The sequence below is a fragment of the Proteus terrae subsp. cibarius genome (genome assembly GCF_011045835.1).
Classification (GTDB): domain Bacteria; phylum Pseudomonadota; class Gammaproteobacteria; order Enterobacterales; family Enterobacteriaceae; genus Proteus; species Proteus cibarius.
Map to the genome: position 1 here is coordinate 21,960 of NZ_CP047350.1, position 15,790 is coordinate 37,749.

At 52.7% G+C, this 15,790-nt stretch carries 21 protein-coding genes and 2 pseudogenes; 19 read left to right on the forward strand and 4 right to left on the reverse strand.

From position 1 onward, the window contains the following. Positions 1 to 33 precede the first annotated feature (33 nt). The 10 genes from GTH25_RS19130 to GTH25_RS18255 are packed head-to-tail and all read left to right on the forward strand — an operon-like array spanning position 34 to position 6,888. Positions 34 to 1,167: a hypothetical protein gene (locus tag GTH25_RS19130; RefSeq protein ID WP_000225028.1), complete on the forward strand. Its 1,134-nt coding sequence runs from the start codon at positions 34 to 36 to the stop codon at positions 1,165 to 1,167. 11 nt (positions 1,168 to 1,178) lie between these two features. Next, positions 1,179 to 1,526, forward strand: a complete 348-nt coding sequence (locus GTH25_RS18215; RefSeq protein ID WP_000039129.1) for a hypothetical protein — start codon at positions 1,179 to 1,181, stop codon at positions 1,524 to 1,526. Beyond that, positions 1,523 to 1,951 carry a hypothetical protein gene (locus tag GTH25_RS18220; RefSeq protein ID WP_014342202.1) on the forward strand — a complete coding sequence of 143 codons (429 nt, stop codon included), beginning with the start codon at positions 1,523 to 1,525 and terminating at the stop codon, positions 1,949 to 1,951. The genes GTH25_RS18215 and GTH25_RS18220 overlap by 4 nt, the downstream gene beginning before the upstream one ends. After that, entirely contained in the window at positions 1,944 to 2,507 is a 564-nt protein-coding gene (locus GTH25_RS18225; protein WP_000004673.1) for a hypothetical protein, read from the forward strand. Before GTH25_RS18220 ends, GTH25_RS18225 begins: the two co-directional genes overlap by 8 nt. 11 nt (positions 2,508 to 2,518) lie before the next feature. Further along, on the forward strand, positions 2,519 to 3,007 hold the full coding sequence (locus GTH25_RS19135) for a hypothetical protein (protein WP_001256127.1): 489 nt from the start codon (positions 2,519 to 2,521) through the stop codon (positions 3,005 to 3,007). Further along, positions 2,946 to 3,263 carry a VirB8 family type IV secretion system protein gene (locus GTH25_RS18235; RefSeq protein WP_011742556.1) on the forward strand — a complete coding sequence of 106 codons (318 nt, stop codon included), beginning with the start codon at positions 2,946 to 2,948 and terminating at the stop codon, positions 3,261 to 3,263. The genes GTH25_RS19135 and GTH25_RS18235 overlap by 62 nt, the downstream gene beginning before the upstream one ends. 10 nt (positions 3,264 to 3,273) lie before the next feature. Continuing rightward, on the forward strand, positions 3,274 to 4,158 hold the full coding sequence (locus tag GTH25_RS18240; protein WP_000735066.1) for a TrbG/VirB9 family P-type conjugative transfer protein: 885 nt from the start codon (positions 3,274 to 3,276) through the stop codon (positions 4,156 to 4,158). Further along, on the forward strand, positions 4,158 to 5,318 hold the full coding sequence (gene virB10, locus GTH25_RS18245) for a type IV secretion system protein VirB10 (RefSeq protein ID WP_000101710.1): 1,161 nt from the start codon (positions 4,158 to 4,160) through the stop codon (positions 5,316 to 5,318). Before GTH25_RS18240 ends, virB10 begins: the two co-directional genes overlap by 1 nt. Positions 5,319 to 5,359: 41 nt before the next feature. Next, a complete protein-coding gene (locus GTH25_RS18250; RefSeq protein WP_000128596.1) occupies positions 5,360 to 6,355 on the forward strand; it encodes an ATPase, T2SS/T4P/T4SS family in 996 nt (331 codons plus the stop codon). Beyond that, positions 6,355 to 6,888, forward strand: coding sequence for a phospholipase D family nuclease (locus GTH25_RS18255; protein ID WP_000792636.1), 534 nt, complete (start codon positions 6,355 to 6,357; stop codon positions 6,886 to 6,888). The genes GTH25_RS18250 and GTH25_RS18255 overlap by 1 nt, the downstream gene beginning before the upstream one ends. 173 nt (positions 6,889 to 7,061) lie before the next feature. On the opposite strand, the gene GTH25_RS19300 is transcribed toward GTH25_RS18255, so the two are convergent. Continuing rightward, positions 7,062 to 7,367, reverse strand: coding sequence for a DUF6710 family protein (locus tag GTH25_RS19300; RefSeq protein ID WP_011742557.1), 306 nt, complete (start codon positions 7,365 to 7,367; stop codon positions 7,062 to 7,064). Between the two features lie 248 nt (positions 7,368 to 7,615). Between GTH25_RS19300 and GTH25_RS18265 the strand changes: the two are divergent. The 3 genes and pseudogenes from GTH25_RS18265 to GTH25_RS18275 all read left to right on the forward strand — a co-directional run. Next, positions 7,616 to 7,795 (forward strand): annotated as a pseudogene (locus GTH25_RS18265) (ArsR/SmtB family transcription factor); the annotation flags it as partial. Positions 7,796 to 7,859: 64 nt separating this feature from the next. Then, a pseudogene (locus GTH25_RS18270) lies at positions 7,860 to 8,174 on the forward strand (IS6-like element IS26 family transposase); the annotation flags it as partial. Positions 8,175 to 8,237: 63 nt separating this feature from the next. Then, positions 8,238 to 8,942: an IS6-like element IS26 family transposase gene (locus GTH25_RS18275; RefSeq protein ID WP_001067855.1), complete on the forward strand. Its 705-nt coding sequence runs from the start codon at positions 8,238 to 8,240 to the stop codon at positions 8,940 to 8,942. Positions 8,943 to 9,124: 182 nt separating this feature from the next. Here the strand turns inward: GTH25_RS18275 and aph(3')-Ia are convergent, their stop codons facing one another. Next, positions 9,125 to 9,940, reverse strand: a complete 816-nt coding sequence (gene aph(3')-Ia / locus GTH25_RS18280) for an aminoglycoside O-phosphotransferase APH(3')-Ia (protein WP_000018326.1) — start codon at positions 9,938 to 9,940, stop codon at positions 9,125 to 9,127. Between the two features lie 153 nt (positions 9,941 to 10,093). Between aph(3')-Ia and GTH25_RS18285 the strand changes: the two genes are divergently transcribed. Beyond that, positions 10,094 to 11,074 carry an IS5-like element ISKpn26 family transposase gene (locus GTH25_RS18285; protein WP_000019441.1) on the forward strand — a complete coding sequence of 327 codons (981 nt, stop codon included), beginning with the start codon at positions 10,094 to 10,096 and terminating at the stop codon, positions 11,072 to 11,074. Continuing rightward, positions 11,056 to 11,313, forward strand: coding sequence for a hypothetical protein (locus tag GTH25_RS19305; RefSeq protein ID WP_305955150.1), 258 nt, complete (start codon positions 11,056 to 11,058; stop codon positions 11,311 to 11,313). The genes GTH25_RS18285 and GTH25_RS19305 overlap by 19 nt, the downstream gene beginning before the upstream one ends. Here GTH25_RS19305 and GTH25_RS18290 read toward each other — a convergent pair. Next, positions 11,259 to 11,963, reverse strand: a complete 705-nt coding sequence (locus GTH25_RS18290; RefSeq protein WP_001067855.1) for an IS6-like element IS26 family transposase — start codon at positions 11,961 to 11,963, stop codon at positions 11,259 to 11,261. The genes GTH25_RS19305 and GTH25_RS18290 overlap by 55 nt on opposite strands. Positions 11,964 to 12,195: 232 nt before the next feature. Between GTH25_RS18290 and aac(3)-IId the strand changes: the two genes are divergently transcribed. Both aac(3)-IId and GTH25_RS18300 read left to right on the forward strand, forming a co-directional pair. Further along, entirely contained in the window at positions 12,196 to 13,056 is an 861-nt protein-coding gene (gene aac(3)-IId / locus GTH25_RS18295; protein WP_164526951.1) for an aminoglycoside N-acetyltransferase AAC(3)-IId, read from the forward strand. 12 nt (positions 13,057 to 13,068) lie between these two features. Next, positions 13,069 to 13,611 carry an AAA family ATPase gene (locus tag GTH25_RS18300; RefSeq protein ID WP_000587837.1) on the forward strand — a complete coding sequence of 181 codons (543 nt, stop codon included), beginning with the start codon at positions 13,069 to 13,071 and terminating at the stop codon, positions 13,609 to 13,611. A 481-nt stretch (positions 13,612 to 14,092) separates the two neighbouring features. On the opposite strand, the gene GTH25_RS18305 is transcribed toward GTH25_RS18300, so the two are convergent. Continuing rightward, positions 14,093 to 14,284, reverse strand: coding sequence for a hypothetical protein (locus GTH25_RS18305; RefSeq protein ID WP_000951934.1), 192 nt, complete (start codon positions 14,282 to 14,284; stop codon positions 14,093 to 14,095). A gap of 23 nt (positions 14,285 to 14,307) precedes the next feature. Between GTH25_RS18305 and GTH25_RS18310 the strand changes: the two genes are divergently transcribed. Then, positions 14,308 to 14,535 (forward strand): hypothetical protein, encoded by a 228-nt coding sequence (locus GTH25_RS18310; protein ID WP_164526952.1) that lies wholly within the window; start codon positions 14,308 to 14,310, stop codon positions 14,533 to 14,535. A 50-nt stretch (positions 14,536 to 14,585) separates the two neighbouring features. Continuing rightward, entirely contained in the window at positions 14,586 to 15,722 is a 1,137-nt protein-coding gene (locus tag GTH25_RS18315; RefSeq protein WP_000080861.1) for a protein NO VEIN domain-containing protein, read from the forward strand. Positions 15,723 to 15,790: the final 68 nt, after the last annotated feature.

Genomic DNA, 15,790 nt, shown 5'->3' on the forward strand with positions numbered 1-15,790 from the left:
GGGCGCGTCCCCCTTCTTTTGCTGGTTGGTCTCATGGTCGCAGCTCCTGCGGCCTTTGCCAGTGACTTTGTGACTGGCGTTATGGTGGGGCAAATGCTCTCAGATGACTCAGGCAGCAAGAAGATAGAGGACACTGGCCCGGAGAGCAAAACGGTCATTGATTACCATGACGGTCAGCCAGTTGTGACCAAAGTGGAGGCCTTCAAAAGCAATAAATGGCGCAAACTGGATGGCCCTCAGGGCGGCTATTTTGTTTGCCCAGGTGAATACCGTAGCTATTCGGGAAGGCTGCGATGCCGTATTCATGATGACGGGTTTAATGGCTTTATGGGCGGTATGACTGATGCTCAGGAGCTGCCGCTCCAAGAAGCTCTGACCAAGTTGGAAGGTAAACCCATCTCCCTGCAAACCATTGAAGTCCACGGCAACAACCTGGCAGTCAAATACCAGTTAGCACCACCAGCACAAACGCACGTCAAAACTCAGGATCTGGGGGTGGTCAAGCAGGATGGTGAAACGCAGAAGGCTGCCAGCCAACAATCAGCGTCATCCATAGTGACTGCACCAAAGAGTGAACCTCCCAAGCAGATTAATGCTGCACAAGACACTGACCGCAATACCAGTGCGTTTCAAAGTCCGTTCGAGGAGGTAAGTGACTCCATGATCGGTCTAATGGATAGCTCTTTCGTCAAAGTCATAGCGGGATTGATGCTGGTGTTTGGGGTTGCTAGTGGAATTATGAGGCAGAGCCCATCAGGAATTGTGATGGGGATAATGCCTGCAATTATGATCATGACCGCGCCAACGGTTATTCGTACCGTATTCGATACAGGCGCGGCCAGTACCAAGCCAGTGGAAGATAGCGGAAGCTCATTTCCTTTCTTCTTGGTGGCAATAGTACCGGTGCTGATTTTCTTTGCCTATAGAGCTTTTATGAATAACCGGAGCGACTCCGAAATTGATGAGTTGTTAAGAGAAGCCCGACGTGCAGAAAGGGCTGAACGACCAAGCAATGAGCCTCCCTCAGTGGATGAACTCCGTGAGCGCCAGCAACAAAACACAGAAAGAGAACCGGTGGTTGTCAGCTCATCAGCTCCGGCACCAAAGGTGCAAAAGGAAGAGCCAATCGAAGTACAGCCAGGCAAGCGCAAAATTATTTTGGATTAGTGGGGTCGGTTATGAGCAAAAAGCGCATCGTAATCAAAAATGGTGAGGTCTGCGGGTTTGCCGATGAGGTTTCCTTCAAAGGCCTTGAAGTGCAGGAATACAGTAAAACAAGGGTTTCGCGCATCGTGCCGACGAGCGGCATTCTAATGATTGCGTTCTATGTTATTCGCGGACTTTGTTCAGACGAGTCAAAGATTGCGGCATGGACTCGTGTTTGGCGTTGCCAGTGGAAGGTGCTGATCGACGGTAAAAGCTATGGCCCATTCAGCAGTCGTGCGGATGCTATCTCGTTCGAGAAGGACGAGATCTACAAACAAGGCAAATTCTTTGCCGATGCCACTCACGAGGCGGCAGTATGATGACACGGGCGGCTATGGCCGCTCTGTTATCCGCGTTGGTAATAGGCCTTGTGTCTGATTTGGCCGCACAAGAGCTGGTGGTAAGCCCGGTGGCTATAGACAAGTCCACTGAGGTGGAGAAAGAAGCTACCTTCCACAACCGCAAGTGGGTGTTAAGGACGGGGCAGGTTAGTGGATTCTTCATCTGCCAAGGAGATAACAAAGACATTTACTACCGGCATGACAGGGTGGGCGCTCACTGCCAGAAGACATCGACTGGGTGGCGCAATGTACTGGGTCTCAGGGACGATGTTCCGGAAGTTGAGCTGAGCGTGTACCTGGGGACCGTTGAAGGTGTCCCCGTGAAAGTCCTTCATCAGGAAGTGTATGGTTACGATCTGAAAGTGCAGTACAAGGTTGCACGTAAAGGGTCAGCAAATGAGTGAGAGTGTGCGTCGGTCAACGCCGATGGTAAAGATTAAAGTCCTGCCGAGTTTCGTAGGGGTTCCCTTCCCGTCGGTGCTACTTATCGTTGCGGGGCTCCTTAATGGCCCTTTGTGGGGCTTTGCCGCATTCGTCTTTCATATCGTCATCAAGCGGTACATCTACAGAGAATACCGGAGGTTGCCATATCCGATGCCAACCGGCTCAAGGCCTATGGATGAGTTGAGCGATCTCCTTGTAAAGGGGATACCGGAGGAATTTTTCCGGCGGCTTGACGCAGCTTGCAGCTCTGATGCGTCAGTACAAATAACCTGCCCAAAGAAATACCGGCTGCTCAAAATGTCGTTGAATCGCTATGCCAACCGCGCTGGTTGTTACCCGCAGTTCCGGGAGGGGGATGAAATAGCGATTGAGGTAACAGAGCAGAGACCAAGAAAAGCAGGAGCAGGGAAGGGCTTTCCAAGTATTCAAGATCTGAAAGCGTCAGAGGGTGTTCTGAGTGAACCGGAGCAGCCTATCGAAATTCAGAAAGATAAGCGCAAGATTATCTTGGATTGAGGTGGGTTGGAATGCGGTCATTTTTATACAGAATATTGCTTCTTTGCTTCGTCATTATCGTCCAGATAGGGCTAATCGCCATTGATGCGAGCCCGTTGGTTGTTGCTATGTTCCTCTCGCTAACAGCTTTAGTCGCTGGGGTCTGGATGGCGTACCTTCATTCCCGATTTTTGATGGCGGTGACTCCAGTAGTTGTCTCTGTGCTAATGGCGACCCTCGCCATGAAAATGTTTGAGCCGAGACTCTTTGTTTCTGCCAGCGAAAAAGGCTGGTTCCCTTTGTCATTGTTCGTCTCGATACCGTTTTACTTCTACTTGAGTTACTTGCTTGAGATAGAGGAGAAGAGACGTACATTCCGGGCCAATGTAATTGGTTTTTTGCGTGGAGTTTCGGAAGAGATCCGTCGTTCAACTAGAGAGCATAACGGCCGTTGGCTTAATGTCCACGCCGAACGTGGCAGAGTCTTACCAGAGCAAGTTCAAGGGCCGCAACGGTCTTGATAAGGTTCTGGGCGACAGTGAAACGACCCGCGTGAAGATTAACTCTGTGATCCTCGATAAACCGCACGGCGTAGCAACGATACGCTTTACTACGGTTCGCCGCGTGCGCAGCAATCCCGTTGATGATCAGCCGCAGCGCTGGATTGCCATTATGGGGTATGAATATAAATCGCTGGCGATGAATGCTGAGCAGCGTTATGTCAACCCGCTGGGTTTCCGCGTGACGAGTTATCGCGTCAACCCTGAAGTTAACTGAGGGCTGCCCCATGAAAAAACTACTTCTTTCAGCAGTCGTTTTGTCAGTCCTGGGAGGCGCGGCCACTAACGTTATGGCGCTTGAGGTTGGCCGCAATTCTCCTTATGACTATCGCATTAAAAGCGTTGTTTATAACCCTGTTAATGTGGTCAAAATTGACGCTATCGCCGGTGTGGCTACCCACATTGTTGTCGCGCCTGACGAAACCTATATCACTCATGCTTTTGGCGATTCTGAAAGCTGGACGTTTGCGCACAAAATGAACCATTTTTTTGTGAAGCCGAAACAGGCCATGAGTGATACCAACCTGGTGATCGTCACCGATAAGCGCACCTATAACATCGTCCTCCATTTCATCGGTGAAGAAACGAAGAAAAATGCAGACGGTACGGTATCAAAATCCTTTATTGAAACGCCGTGGGCTGTGCGCCAGGCCGTTCTTCAGCTGACCTATGAATATCCGTTTGAGCAGCAGGAAAAAGCCAAAAGCGCGGCTGATAAAAAACGCATTACGCAGAAGCTGAAGCAGACGGCTTTTGCGGGGGCGAAGAACTATCAGTACGTAATGAGCGAACAGCCTGAAATGCGCAGCATCCAGCCGGTTCACGTCTGGGATAACTACCGCTTTACCCGGTTTGAGTTTCCGGCCAATGCGGAGTTACCGCAGGTCTACATGATTTCGGCCAGTGGCAAAGAAACGCTGCCTAACTCTCATGTTGTGGGTGAGAACCGCAACATCATCGAGGTGGAAACCGTCGCTAAAGAGTGGCGTATTCGTCTGGGCGATAAAGTCGTTGGCGTTCGTAATAATAATTTCGCGCCGGGCGCCGGTGCGGTAGCAACCGGCACGGCTTCCCCGGATGTGCGCAGGGTTCAAATTGGGGAGGATAACTGATGGCCCGTAAAAGTGTCGATGTAGATCAGGAACTCGATGAAAACACCGGAGACGGTGAATTCGAAAGCGAGCGTGGCGGATTTAAAGGCAGTAACCGCCGTTCGGCTCCTGGTATGAAAGCCTTTGTCATACTGATGGCGCTGCTTGCTTTGGTATTCATCGGGATTACGGTCATGGGTAAAATTCGCACCCCGGCTAAAGCTGAAGCTGATAAAGACGGTGGTAAAGCGCAACAGGCCAATACACTGCCAAACTACAGCTTTAACAGCGATCCTGATGTTAATAAACCTGCAACTGCGCAGAATAGCGCCACTGATGCCCGTGCTGTGCAGGCTGCCGCACAGGCAGATGCAGATGCGGGCAGCAGCAATACCGCCGCGCGTACCTCTAATAAGCGTAAAGAACCTTCGCCTGAAGAACTGGCTATGCAGCGTCGTCTGGGCGGCGAGCTGGCCCAGACTAATCAGGCGGCTACAAGCAATAGTCCCGGAGTGCAGCCCCAGGACAACGAAACAAGCGAAGGTAGTTCAGCACTCGCTAAAAACCTGACTCCTGCAAGGCTGAAGGCTAGCCGCGCTGGAGTCATGGCTAATCCCAGCCTGACTGTTCCGAAAGGCAAAATGATCCCCTGTGGTACCGGCACCGAGCTGGATACCACTGTTCCGGGTCAGGTTTCCTGCCGGGTTTCACAGGACGTTTACTCAGCTGATGGACTCGTTAGGCTGATTGATAAAGGCTCATGGGTTGACGGGCAGATTACCGGTGGTATCAAAGACGGCCAGGCGCGCGTGTTTGTTCTCTGGGAGCGTATCCGCAATGACCAGGACGGGACAATCGTTAATATTGACAGTGCCGGAACGAACTCACTCGGCAGCGCGGGGATTCCGGGCCAGGTGGATACCCATATGTGGGAGCGTCTGCGTGGTGCGATCATGATTTCGTTGTTCTCTGACACCTTAACGGCGCTGGTTAACCAGACGCAGAGTAATAACATTCAGTACAACAGCACAGAAAACAGCGGTGAGCAGCTGGCGTCTGAAGCACTTCGCTCTTACATGTCTATCCCCCCTACCCTCTACGATCAGCAGGGTGATGCGGTGAGCATTTTTGTTGCCCGCGACCTCGATTTCAGCGGCGTTTATACGCTCGCAGACAACTAAAAAAGTGGGCGCTTAGCGCCCGCTTTTCTTCAGGAGTAATCATGACTGATGCAGCTTTCTATCAACTTGGCCCACTGCGCGAGTATTTAGAAGATCCTACTGTTTTTGAAATTCGCATTAACTGCTTTCAGGAAGTTATCTGTGATACGTTCAGCGGCCGCAGGGTTGTGCAGAACGCGGCAATTACGGCAGATTTTATTAGGAACCTTGCTAAATCGTTGGTGAGCAGCAACAAGCTGACCATGCAGGCCATTAATGACGTGATCCTGCCTGGCGGGATCAGGGGCGTTATCTGTCTGCCCCCTGCGGTGATTGACGGTACAACGGCCGTAGCGTTTCGTAAGGATTTGGCGGCCGATAAAAATCTGGAGCAGCTGACCAGCGAGGGGATTTTCAGTGACTGCCGGAAGATTACCGGCAGCAAGCAAAGCCTAACGGATGATGATTTTTTCCTTAAAGAGCTGCACAGCAGCGAAAAATGGCCCGCATTCCTGCAAACCGCCGTTGAGAAGAAACGCACTATCGTGATCTGCGGTGAAACCGGGTCGGGGAAAACGGTACTCACGCGCGCGCTGTTAAAATCGCTACATAAAGACGAGCGTGTAATTATTTTAGAGGACGTTCACGAAGTCACGGTCGATCACGTTGTAGAAGCCGTTTATATGATGTACGGCGATGCAGGAAAGATCGGCCGCGTCAGCGCCACTGATGCCCTGCGAGCCTGTATGCGTCTGACACCGGGCCGTATCATCATGACTGAGCTTAGGGATGATGCTGCGTGGGATTATCTTAAAGCACTTAATACCGGCCATCCAGGCGGTGTTATGTCAACGCACGCTAACTCTGCGCGCGATGCCTTTAACCGTATTGGGCTGCTTATCAAAGCGACCCCTATCGGCCGTATGCTCGATATGAGCGATATTATGCGAATGCTCTACTCCACCATTGACGTTGTGGTGCATATGGAAAAGCGGAAAATCAAAGAAATTTATTTTGACCCTGAATATAAAATGCAGTGTGTGAACGGGAGCCTGTAATGAAAAACTTAGCAACCTGGCTTCTGGCCGCAGCATTTACGACAGCCGCCCTGCCCGCCTTTGCGGTGGAACCATCCGTTCAGGTTGGCTACTCGCCTGAAGGAAGCGCCCGCGTTCTCGTCCTGAGCGCCATTGACTCCGCAAAAACCTCGATACGGATGATGGCTTATTCTTTTACCGCCCCGGATATTATGAAGGCACTGGTAGCAGCCAAAAAACGGGGAGTTGATGTGAAAATCGTAATTGATGAAAGGGGCAATACGGGGCGCGCCAGCATTGCGGCCATGAACTACATAGCGAACAGCGGCATCCCTTTGCGTACTGACAGTGATTTCCCTATCCAGCATGACAAGGTGATCATCGTGGATAATGTGACCGTTGAAACTGGCAGCTTTAATTTCACCAAAGCGGCCGAAACGAAAAACTCGGAGAATGCGGTGGTGATCTGGAACATGCCTAAGCTCGCTGAATCATTCCTCGAACACTGGCAAGACCGCTGGAATCGGGGGAGAGACTACCGTTCCAGCTACTGAATACTGACCGCCGAAAGGCGGTTTTTTTTGTTCAAAGAAACTGATCTCAGTATCGCGCACGGGGCAGCTGGCCAACGTCGCCGGCATCGCGCCGGCAAAAATCGAAAAACAGAAATATCAGCAAGATAGCTTAAACAGGTGTCGGGAAATTTCGTTGAGATATTTTGAAGGAATCACAGTGTAAGCAGGCGGCCTATTTCAAAAAAGGCGGCTGTACGGTAGTCACTGACTCTCTCGCAGATCTTCCCGCTCATGTACCAGTAATACCCGTCAGTGCTGACAATATCGAGCAAATACCGCATATCATAAACCGTATCGGGTATTACCTCACCCTCACCGGCCAGAACGCCGCTGGCAATAGAATGGTTCCCTCCTCGTACAAAGCCTATCCGCCAGGGCAACCACAAAGTAACGCGGTGGTTAATATCCTGTACCCACGGATTGCCCTTAGCGCTGCCTATATGGGGTCTGAGGTCCAACCATGCGAAAAACCACGTTAAGAAAGCAACCTTCTGAAAAGGCGACGTTTATCAGTTTTTTTTCCGGCCATAAAGGGGGCGGAAATTATTCCCTGCACGGGTATTCGCAAGGATTTCGGTAGTGCTCTGGCTCTGCCCCCCATAACCTGGCGGACAGAGCATGATTGGGAAAGCGGTACCCTCACGGCAGAAACGATTGACGCAGGCTATATTTCTATTATTCTGGAAATATAGATAAAGGAGGTATTATGGATTTAAACACTGCTGCAAACGCACTTCGAGAACTGGGCCACCCGACACGTCTCAGCATATACCGGGAGCTGGTCAGGGCGGGTCATGAAGGCCTGCCGGTTGGCGAACTGCAGAAGCACCTTGAGATTCCTGCCTCCACGCTCAGCCATCATCTTTCAGCGCTGATATCCGCTGGACGGCACTGTTGCAAATAGTCGGTGGTGATAAACTTATCATCCCCTTTTGCTGATGGAGCTGCACATGAACCCATTCAAAGGCCGGCATTTTCAGCGTGACATCATTCTGTGGGCCGTACGCTGGTACTGCAAATACGGCATCAGTTACCGTGAGCTGCAGGAGATGCTGGCTGAACGCGGAGTGAATGTCGATCACTCCACGATTTACCGCTGGGTTCAGCGTTATGCGCCTGAAATGGAAAAACGGCTGCGCTGGTACTGGCGTAACCCTTCCGATCTTTGCCCGTGGCACATGGATGAAACCTACGTGAAGGTCAATGGCCGCTGGGCGTATCTGTACCGGGCCGTCGACAGCCGGGGCCGCACTGTCGATTTTTATGGCACTGTTGCAAATAGTCGGTGGTGATAAACTTATCATCCCCTTTTGCTGATGGAGCTGCACATGAACCCATTCAAAGGCCGGCATTTTCAGCGTGACATCATTCTGTGGGCCGTACGCTGGTACTGCAAATACGGCATCAGTTACCGTGAGCTGCAGGAGATGCTGGCTGAACGCGGAGTGAATGTCGATCACTCCACGATTTACCGCTGGGTTCAGCGTTATGCGCCTGAAATGGAAAAACGGCTGCGCTGGTACTGGCGTAACCCTTCCGATCTTTGCCCGTGGCACATGGATGAAACCTACGTGAAGGTCAATGGCCGCTGGGCGTATCTGTACCGGGCCGTCGACAGCCGGGGCCGCACTGTCGATTTTTATCTCTCCTCCCGTCGTAACAGCAAAGCTGCATACCGGTTTCTGGGTAAAATCCTCAACAACGTGAAGAAGTGGCAGATCCCGCGATTCATCAACACGGATAAAGCGCCCGCCTATGGTCGCGCGCTTGCTCTGCTCAAACGCGAAGGCCGGTGCCCGTCTGACGTTGAACACCGACAGATTAAGTACCGGAACAACGTGATTGAATGCGATCATGGCAAACTGAAACGGATAATCGGCGCCACGCTGGGATTTAAATCCATGAAGACGGCTTACGCCACCATCAAAGGTATTGAGGTGATGCGTGCACTACGCAAAGGCCAGGCCTCAGCATTTTATTATGGTGATCCCCTGGGCGAAATGCGCCTGGTAAGCAGAGTTTTTGAAATGTAAGGCCTTTGAATAAGACAAAAGGCTGCCTCATCGCTAACTTTGCAACAGTGCCGGGCAGGGTAGTACCGTTGGCCCGGCGTTCGATAGTACCGTCCGGATACTGCCAGATATCGGCGTCCAGGGAGATGTCCTGAAGCGCGGTGTCCGGAATTTCAGGTTTGTGTCTCTACAAAGACTAACTATCAGAAAAACTCATCGAGCATCAAATGAAACTGCAATTTATTCATATCAGGATTATCAATACCATATTTTTGAAAAAGCCGTTTCTGTAATGAAGGAGAAAACTCACCGAGGCAGTTCCATAGGATGGCAAGATCCTGGTATCGGTCTGCGATTCCGACTCGTCCAACATCAATACAACCTATTAATTTCCCCTCGTCAAAAATAAGGTTATCAAGTGAGAAATCACCATGAGTGACGACTGAATCCGGTGAGAATGGCAAAAGCTTATGCATTTCTTTCCAGACTTGTTCAACAGGCCAGCCATTACGCTCGTCATCAAAATCACTAGCATCAACCAAACCGTTATTCATTCGTGATTGCGCCTGAGCGAGACGAAATACGCGATCGCTGTTAAAAGGACAATTACAAACAGGAATCGAATGCAACCGGCGCAGGAACACTGCCAGCGCATCAACAATATTTTCACCTGAATCAGGATATTCTTCTAATACCTGGAATGCTGTTTTCCCGGGGATCGCAGTGGTGAGTAACCATGCATCATCAGGAGTACGGATAAAATGCTTGATGGTCGGAAGAGGCATAAATGCCGTCAGCCAGTTTAGTCTGACCATCTCATCTGTAACATCATTGGCAACGCTACCTTTGCCATGTTTCAGAAACAACTCTGGCGCATTGGGCTTCCCATACAATCGATAGATTGTCGCACCTGATTGCCCGACATTATCGCGAGCCCATCTATACCCATATAAATCAGCATCCAGGTTGGAATTTAATCGCGGCCTCGAGCAAGACGTTTCCCGTTGAATATGGCTCATAACACCCCTTGTATTACTGTTTATGTAAGCAGACAGTTTTATTGTTCATGATGATATATTTTTATCGGCACTGTTGCAAAGTTAGGGAAGGTGCGAACAAGTTCCTGATATGAGATCATCATGTTCATCCGGAGCGCATCCCAGAGGGACATCATGAGCCATCAACTCACCTTCGCCGATAGTGAATTCAGCACTAAGCGCCGTCAGACCCGAAAAGAGATTTTCCTCTCCCGCATGGAGCAGATTCTGCCATGGCAGAATATGACCGCTGTCATCGAGCCGTTTTATCCCAAGGCGGGCAATGGCCGACGGCCCTATCCGCTGGAGACCATGCTGCGTATTCACTGCATGCAGCATTGGTACAACCTGAGCGACGGTGCCATGGAAGATGCCCTGTACGAAATCGCCTCCATGCGCCTGTTTGCCCGATTATCCCTGGATAGCGCCCTGCCGGATCGCACCACCATCATGAATTTCCGCCACCTGCTCGAGCAGCATCAACTGGCCCGTCAATTGTTCAAGACCATCAATCGCTGGCTGGCCGAAGCAGGCGTCATGATGACCCAAGGCACTTTGGTGGATGCCACCATCATTGAGGCACCCAGCTCGACCAAGAACAAAGAGCAGCAACGCGATCCGGAGATGCACCAGACCAAGAAAGGCAATCAGTGGCACTTTGGCATGAAGGCCCACATTGGTGTCGATGCCAAGAGTGGCCTGACCCACAGTCTGGTCACCACAGCGGCCAACGAGCATGACCTCAATCAGCTGGGTAATCTGCTTCATGGAGAGGAGCAATTTGTCTCAGCCGATGCCGGCTACCAAGGCGCGCCACAGCGCGAGGAGCTGGCCGAGGTGGATGTGGACTGGCTGATCGCCGAGCGTCCCGGCAAGGTAAAAACCTTGAAGCAGCATCCGCGCAAGAACAAAACGGCCATCAACATCGAATACATGAAAGCCAGCATCCGTGCCAAGGTGGAGCACCCGTTTCGCATCATCAAGCGGCAGTTCGGCTTCGTGAAAGCCAGATACAAGGGGCTGCTGAAAAACGATAACCAACTGGCGATGTTATTCACCCTGGCCAACCTGTTTCGGGTGGACCAAATGATACGTCAGTGGGAGAGATCTCAGTAAAAACCGGAAATAACGCCAGAAATGGCGGAAAAAATAGCCTAAATAGGCTGATTCGATGTGTTTGCGGGAAAAAAATCGGCCCAGATCCGCGAAATTTTAATCAGCGAGTCAGCTTGGGAAGAAATGACCTGCTTATTCGCACCTTCCTTAGCGATGAGGCAGCCTTTTGTCTTATTCAAAGGCCTTACATTTCAAAAACTCTGCTTACCAGGCGCATTTCGCCCAGGGGATCACCATAATAAAATGCTGAGGCCTGGCCTTTGCGTAGTGCACGCATCACCTCAATACCTTTGATGGTGGCGTAAGCCGTCTTCATGGATTTAAATCCCAGCGTGGCGCCGATTATCCGTTTCAGTTTGCCATGATCGCATTCAATCACGTTGTTCCGGTACTTAATCTGTCGGTGTTCAACGTCAGACGGGCACCGGCCTTCGCGTTTGAGCAGAGCAAGCGCGCGACCATAGGCGGGCGCTTTATCCGTGTTGATGAATCGCGGGATCTGCCACTTCTTCACGTTGTTGAGGATTTTACCCAGAAACCGGTATGCAGCTTTGCTGTTACGACGGGAGGAGAGATAAAAATCGACAGTGCGGCCCCGGCTGTCGACGGCCCGGTACAGATACGCCCAGCGGCCATTGACCTTCACGTAGGTTTCATCCATGTGCCACGGGCAAAGATCGGAAGGGTTACGCCAGTACCAGCGCAGCCGTTTTTCCATTTCAGGCGCATAACGCTGAACCCAGCGGTAAATCGTGGAGTGATCGACATTCACTCCGCGTTCAGCCAGCATCTCCTGCAGCTCACGGTAACTGATGCCGTATTTGCAGTACCAGCGTACGGCCCACAGAATGATGTCACGCTGAAAATGCCGGCCTTTGAATGGGTTCATGTGCAGCTCCATCAGCAAAAGGGGATGATAAGTTTATCACCACCGACTATTTGCAACAGTGCCGTTTACTCATATATACTTTAGATTGATTTAAAACTTCATTTTTAATTTAAAAGGATCTAGGTGAAGATCCTTTTTGATAATCTCATGACCAAAATCCCTTAACGTGAGTTTTCGTTCCACTGAGCGTCAGACCCCGTATAGTGTTTTGCAGTTTAGAGGAGATATCGCGATGCATACGCGGAAGGCAATAACGGAGGCGCTTCAAAAACTCGGAGTCCAAACCGGTGACCTCTTGATGGTGCATGCCTCACTTAAAGCGATTGGTCCGGTCGAAGGAGGAGCGGAGACGGTCGTTGCCGCGTTACGCTCCGCGGTTGGGCCGACTGGCACTGTGATAGGATACGCGTCGTGGGACCGATCACCCTACGAGGAGACTCTGAATGGCGCTCGGCTGGATGACGAAGCCCGCCGTACCTGGCTGCCGTTCGATCCCGCAACAGCCGGGACTTACCGTGGGTTCGGCCTGCTGAATCAATTTCTGGTTCAAGCCCCCGGCGCGCGGCGCAGCGCGCACCCCGATGCATCGATGGTCGCGGTTGGTCCGCTGGCTGAAACGCTGACGGAGCCTCACGAACTCGGTCACGCCTTGGGGGAAGGATCGCCCGTCGAGCGGTTCGTTCGCCTTGGCGGGAAGGCCCTGCTGTTGGGTGCGCCGCTAAACTCCGTTACCGCATTGCACTACGCCGAGGCGGTTGCCGATATCCCCAACAAACGGTGGGTGACGTATGAGATGCCGATGCTTGGAAGAGACGGTGAAGTCGCCTGGAAAACGGCATCGGATTACGATTCAAACGGCATTCTCGATTGCTTTGCTATCGAAGGAAAGCCGGATGCGGTTGAAACTATAGCAAATGCTTACGTGAAGCTCGGTCGCCATCGAGAAGGTGTCGTGGGCTTTGCTCAGTGCTACCTGTTCGACGCGCAGGACATCGTGACGTTCGGCGTCACCTATCTTGAGAAGCATTTCGGAACCACTCCGATCGTGCCTCCGCACGAGGCCGTCGAGCGCTCTTGCGAGCCTTCAGGTTAGAGGCCGTCGACAATGATAATCTGGATCAACGGACCTTTCGGCGCCGGAAAGACGACGCTCGCTAAGCGGCTGCGCGATCGGCGTTCCAAATCGCTGATCTTTGACCCCGAGGAAATCGGGTTCGTGGTGAAAGAAACGGTCCCCATGCCAGCGAGCGGAGACTATCAGGATCTCCCCTTGTGGAGGGGACTTACGATCGCGGCGGTCAGGGAGATTCGAAGGAATTACTCGCAGGACATCATCATCCCAATGACGCTCGTGCACCCGGACTATCTGACTGAGATACTCGACGGGGTAAGGCGGATCGACGATCAGCTGCTGCACATCTTTCTGACGCTCAACGAGGACCTATTGCGTCACCGGATCGCGAACCAGACCATGCATCCTGACCCGAATCGAAATGCGGAGATTCGAGAGTGGCGATTAGCGAATGTCGCCCGATGCTTGGCCGCAAGGGAACGGCTTCCATGCACAACCCGTGTTCTCGATAGTGGTGCACACACCAGCGATGAACTCGCAGCGATGGTGCTCGACGGAATCGATGGGCGCACCTGATCGCCTTCGACGCCTGCGCAAAGCGTAGCGCGAGGGTGGCGGGCTCACGACCAAACGCCCAGAGGTCGATCATCGCAGGGATGTTTGGCTTTGTGGTGCGGACGACGGGACTCGAACCCGTACTCTCACAGAGAAGCAGATTTTCGTACCACCTCGACTTTCGCCGCCGTCTGATGACGTTCGTGGTCTGGACTGTCCCTTCGCCATTGCCCGAAGGCTTTAGGCGCCGCCCGTCCAGTCTCTACACCTTCCCCCGAAGGGGCTTGGCTCGGGATTGGCTTAGGGTATTGCCCGTTAGCGTTCCCCGACTTTGAGCGGTTCTACTCCGCGGATTTCCCCGCGGGCACTCCAATTTTAAAGTCTGCTGCGTCTACCGATTTCGCCACGTCCGCCTTTTTTCGCCGTTCCTAGCGCTCGTGCGATGCACCTATGTTGCACCTAGCGCCGAATCGTTCTTCGTCATCCTGAAAAACCACGTCTCCTAAAGCCTTGCATAGCTTATCTTTTCTCCACCACGAACTTTTTTGTGGGATGGTAGAAAAAAAGACTTTTTAAGTCCGCTGGCTTGCCAGGCCTTGTTAGCTTGTACGGTCATGGTTATCGGGTAAAGAATATTGACGGCATCGCTGGTGTCGGTGGCTGAAAAGCCGGCTCCCATCAGGGCAATAGCCATTTCAGATGCAGGCGTACAGGGCAATGGTCAACAGCTACAGCCTGTCTGACGATTCCGGCGTCATGGCTGCGGCGGCTATCACGCATTTTTTGTTCGGTCAGGCGGTGTTTTCGTACCTCAATGGTTGGAGCGTGTTGAGCGGACCTGGTACAGGTTTGGACAGCACGGGCTGCAAATACGCAAGGGATTTAATGGGCCTGGTGGCGTTCACGGCTTTTATCGTGACGTTTCTGTTCAGGGGCTACTCATAATCTCGTGGCTCGGCGGTTCCCGGCACACCATGACAGTAAGGAAGGACCCTGTGTCTCAACTCTCCCAGCTTCGAAGCCCCGCCGCCGTGCAGGCTGCCATCGATGAGTTCGTGCAACTGGGCCGCACGAAATTCCTGGCGCGCCACGGCTACGGCAAGTCCCGCGACTTCCTGGTACGTGATCCGAAGACCGGCACCGATTGCGATTCCAAGGCCATCGCCGGTGTGGCCTTCGGCAAGCAATTTCCCGAGCAGGGCCCGCTCACTGCTGACAGCTTCTCCGGTGGCGAGACGACCGTCGTTCCGGCGCTGACGCGGCTCGGGTTTCGCATCATTCGCATCGGCGAAGACTGGTCCGAAGAAGAGGTCCTGGCCACGGTCGAAGACTATTTCGACATGCTGCGTGCCGAGGCGGCTGGGGAGCCGTACCACAAGTCCGAGCACAACCAGGCACTGCGCCAACTGCTGAACGGTCGCAGCAAGTCTTCAGTCGAGCTCAAGCACCAGAACATTAGCGCCGTACTCGATGCCCTGGGCCTGCCCTATATCAACGGCTACAAGCCACGCGGCAACAGCCAACTGCTGCTGCGTAAATCCGTACACGCCTACGTTCTGGAACATCAGCAGACGGTCGGCGCTCTTGTCGATGCCCTGGAGGAGGTAAAACTTCCGGGTGACAAAACCTACCGAGCGGCTTTGGTAGAACCACCCGCCCGTGAAGTGCTTGTGCGTACCCCGGCATCTCTACGGCAACGCCTACCGCGAAAGTTCGATTATGCCGCTCGCGATGAAGCCAACCGCAAGCTGGGCCGGGCAGGGGAGCAGTGGGTGATTGGCTACGAACAGCAACGCCTGACCGAGCTCGGCCACCCAGAGCTTTTTCAGCGGCTGGATTGGGTGTCCGACACCCAGGGAGACGGTGCGGGGTTCGACATCCTGTCGTTCGAAGAGGACGCCCATGAGCGCTTCATCGAGGTGAAAACCACCAATGGCGGGGTAGGCTCGTCTTTCTTGGTCAGCCACAACGAACTCGAATTCTCCAAGGAGGCGGGCGATCAATTCCATCTGTATCGCGTGTTCCAGTTTCGGGACGGTCCGCGCCTGTTCACGCTACCCGGCGACCTCAGCCAACATGTGCATCTCAAGCCGACGGACTACCGGGCGAGTTTCCGGAGTTTGGTGGGGTAAAGGCAGGGTTCTGTTGAGCCGAATGGCTGTGTGCGGCCGATTCTGTTGAAAAAGTAGCGGCCTCCCCA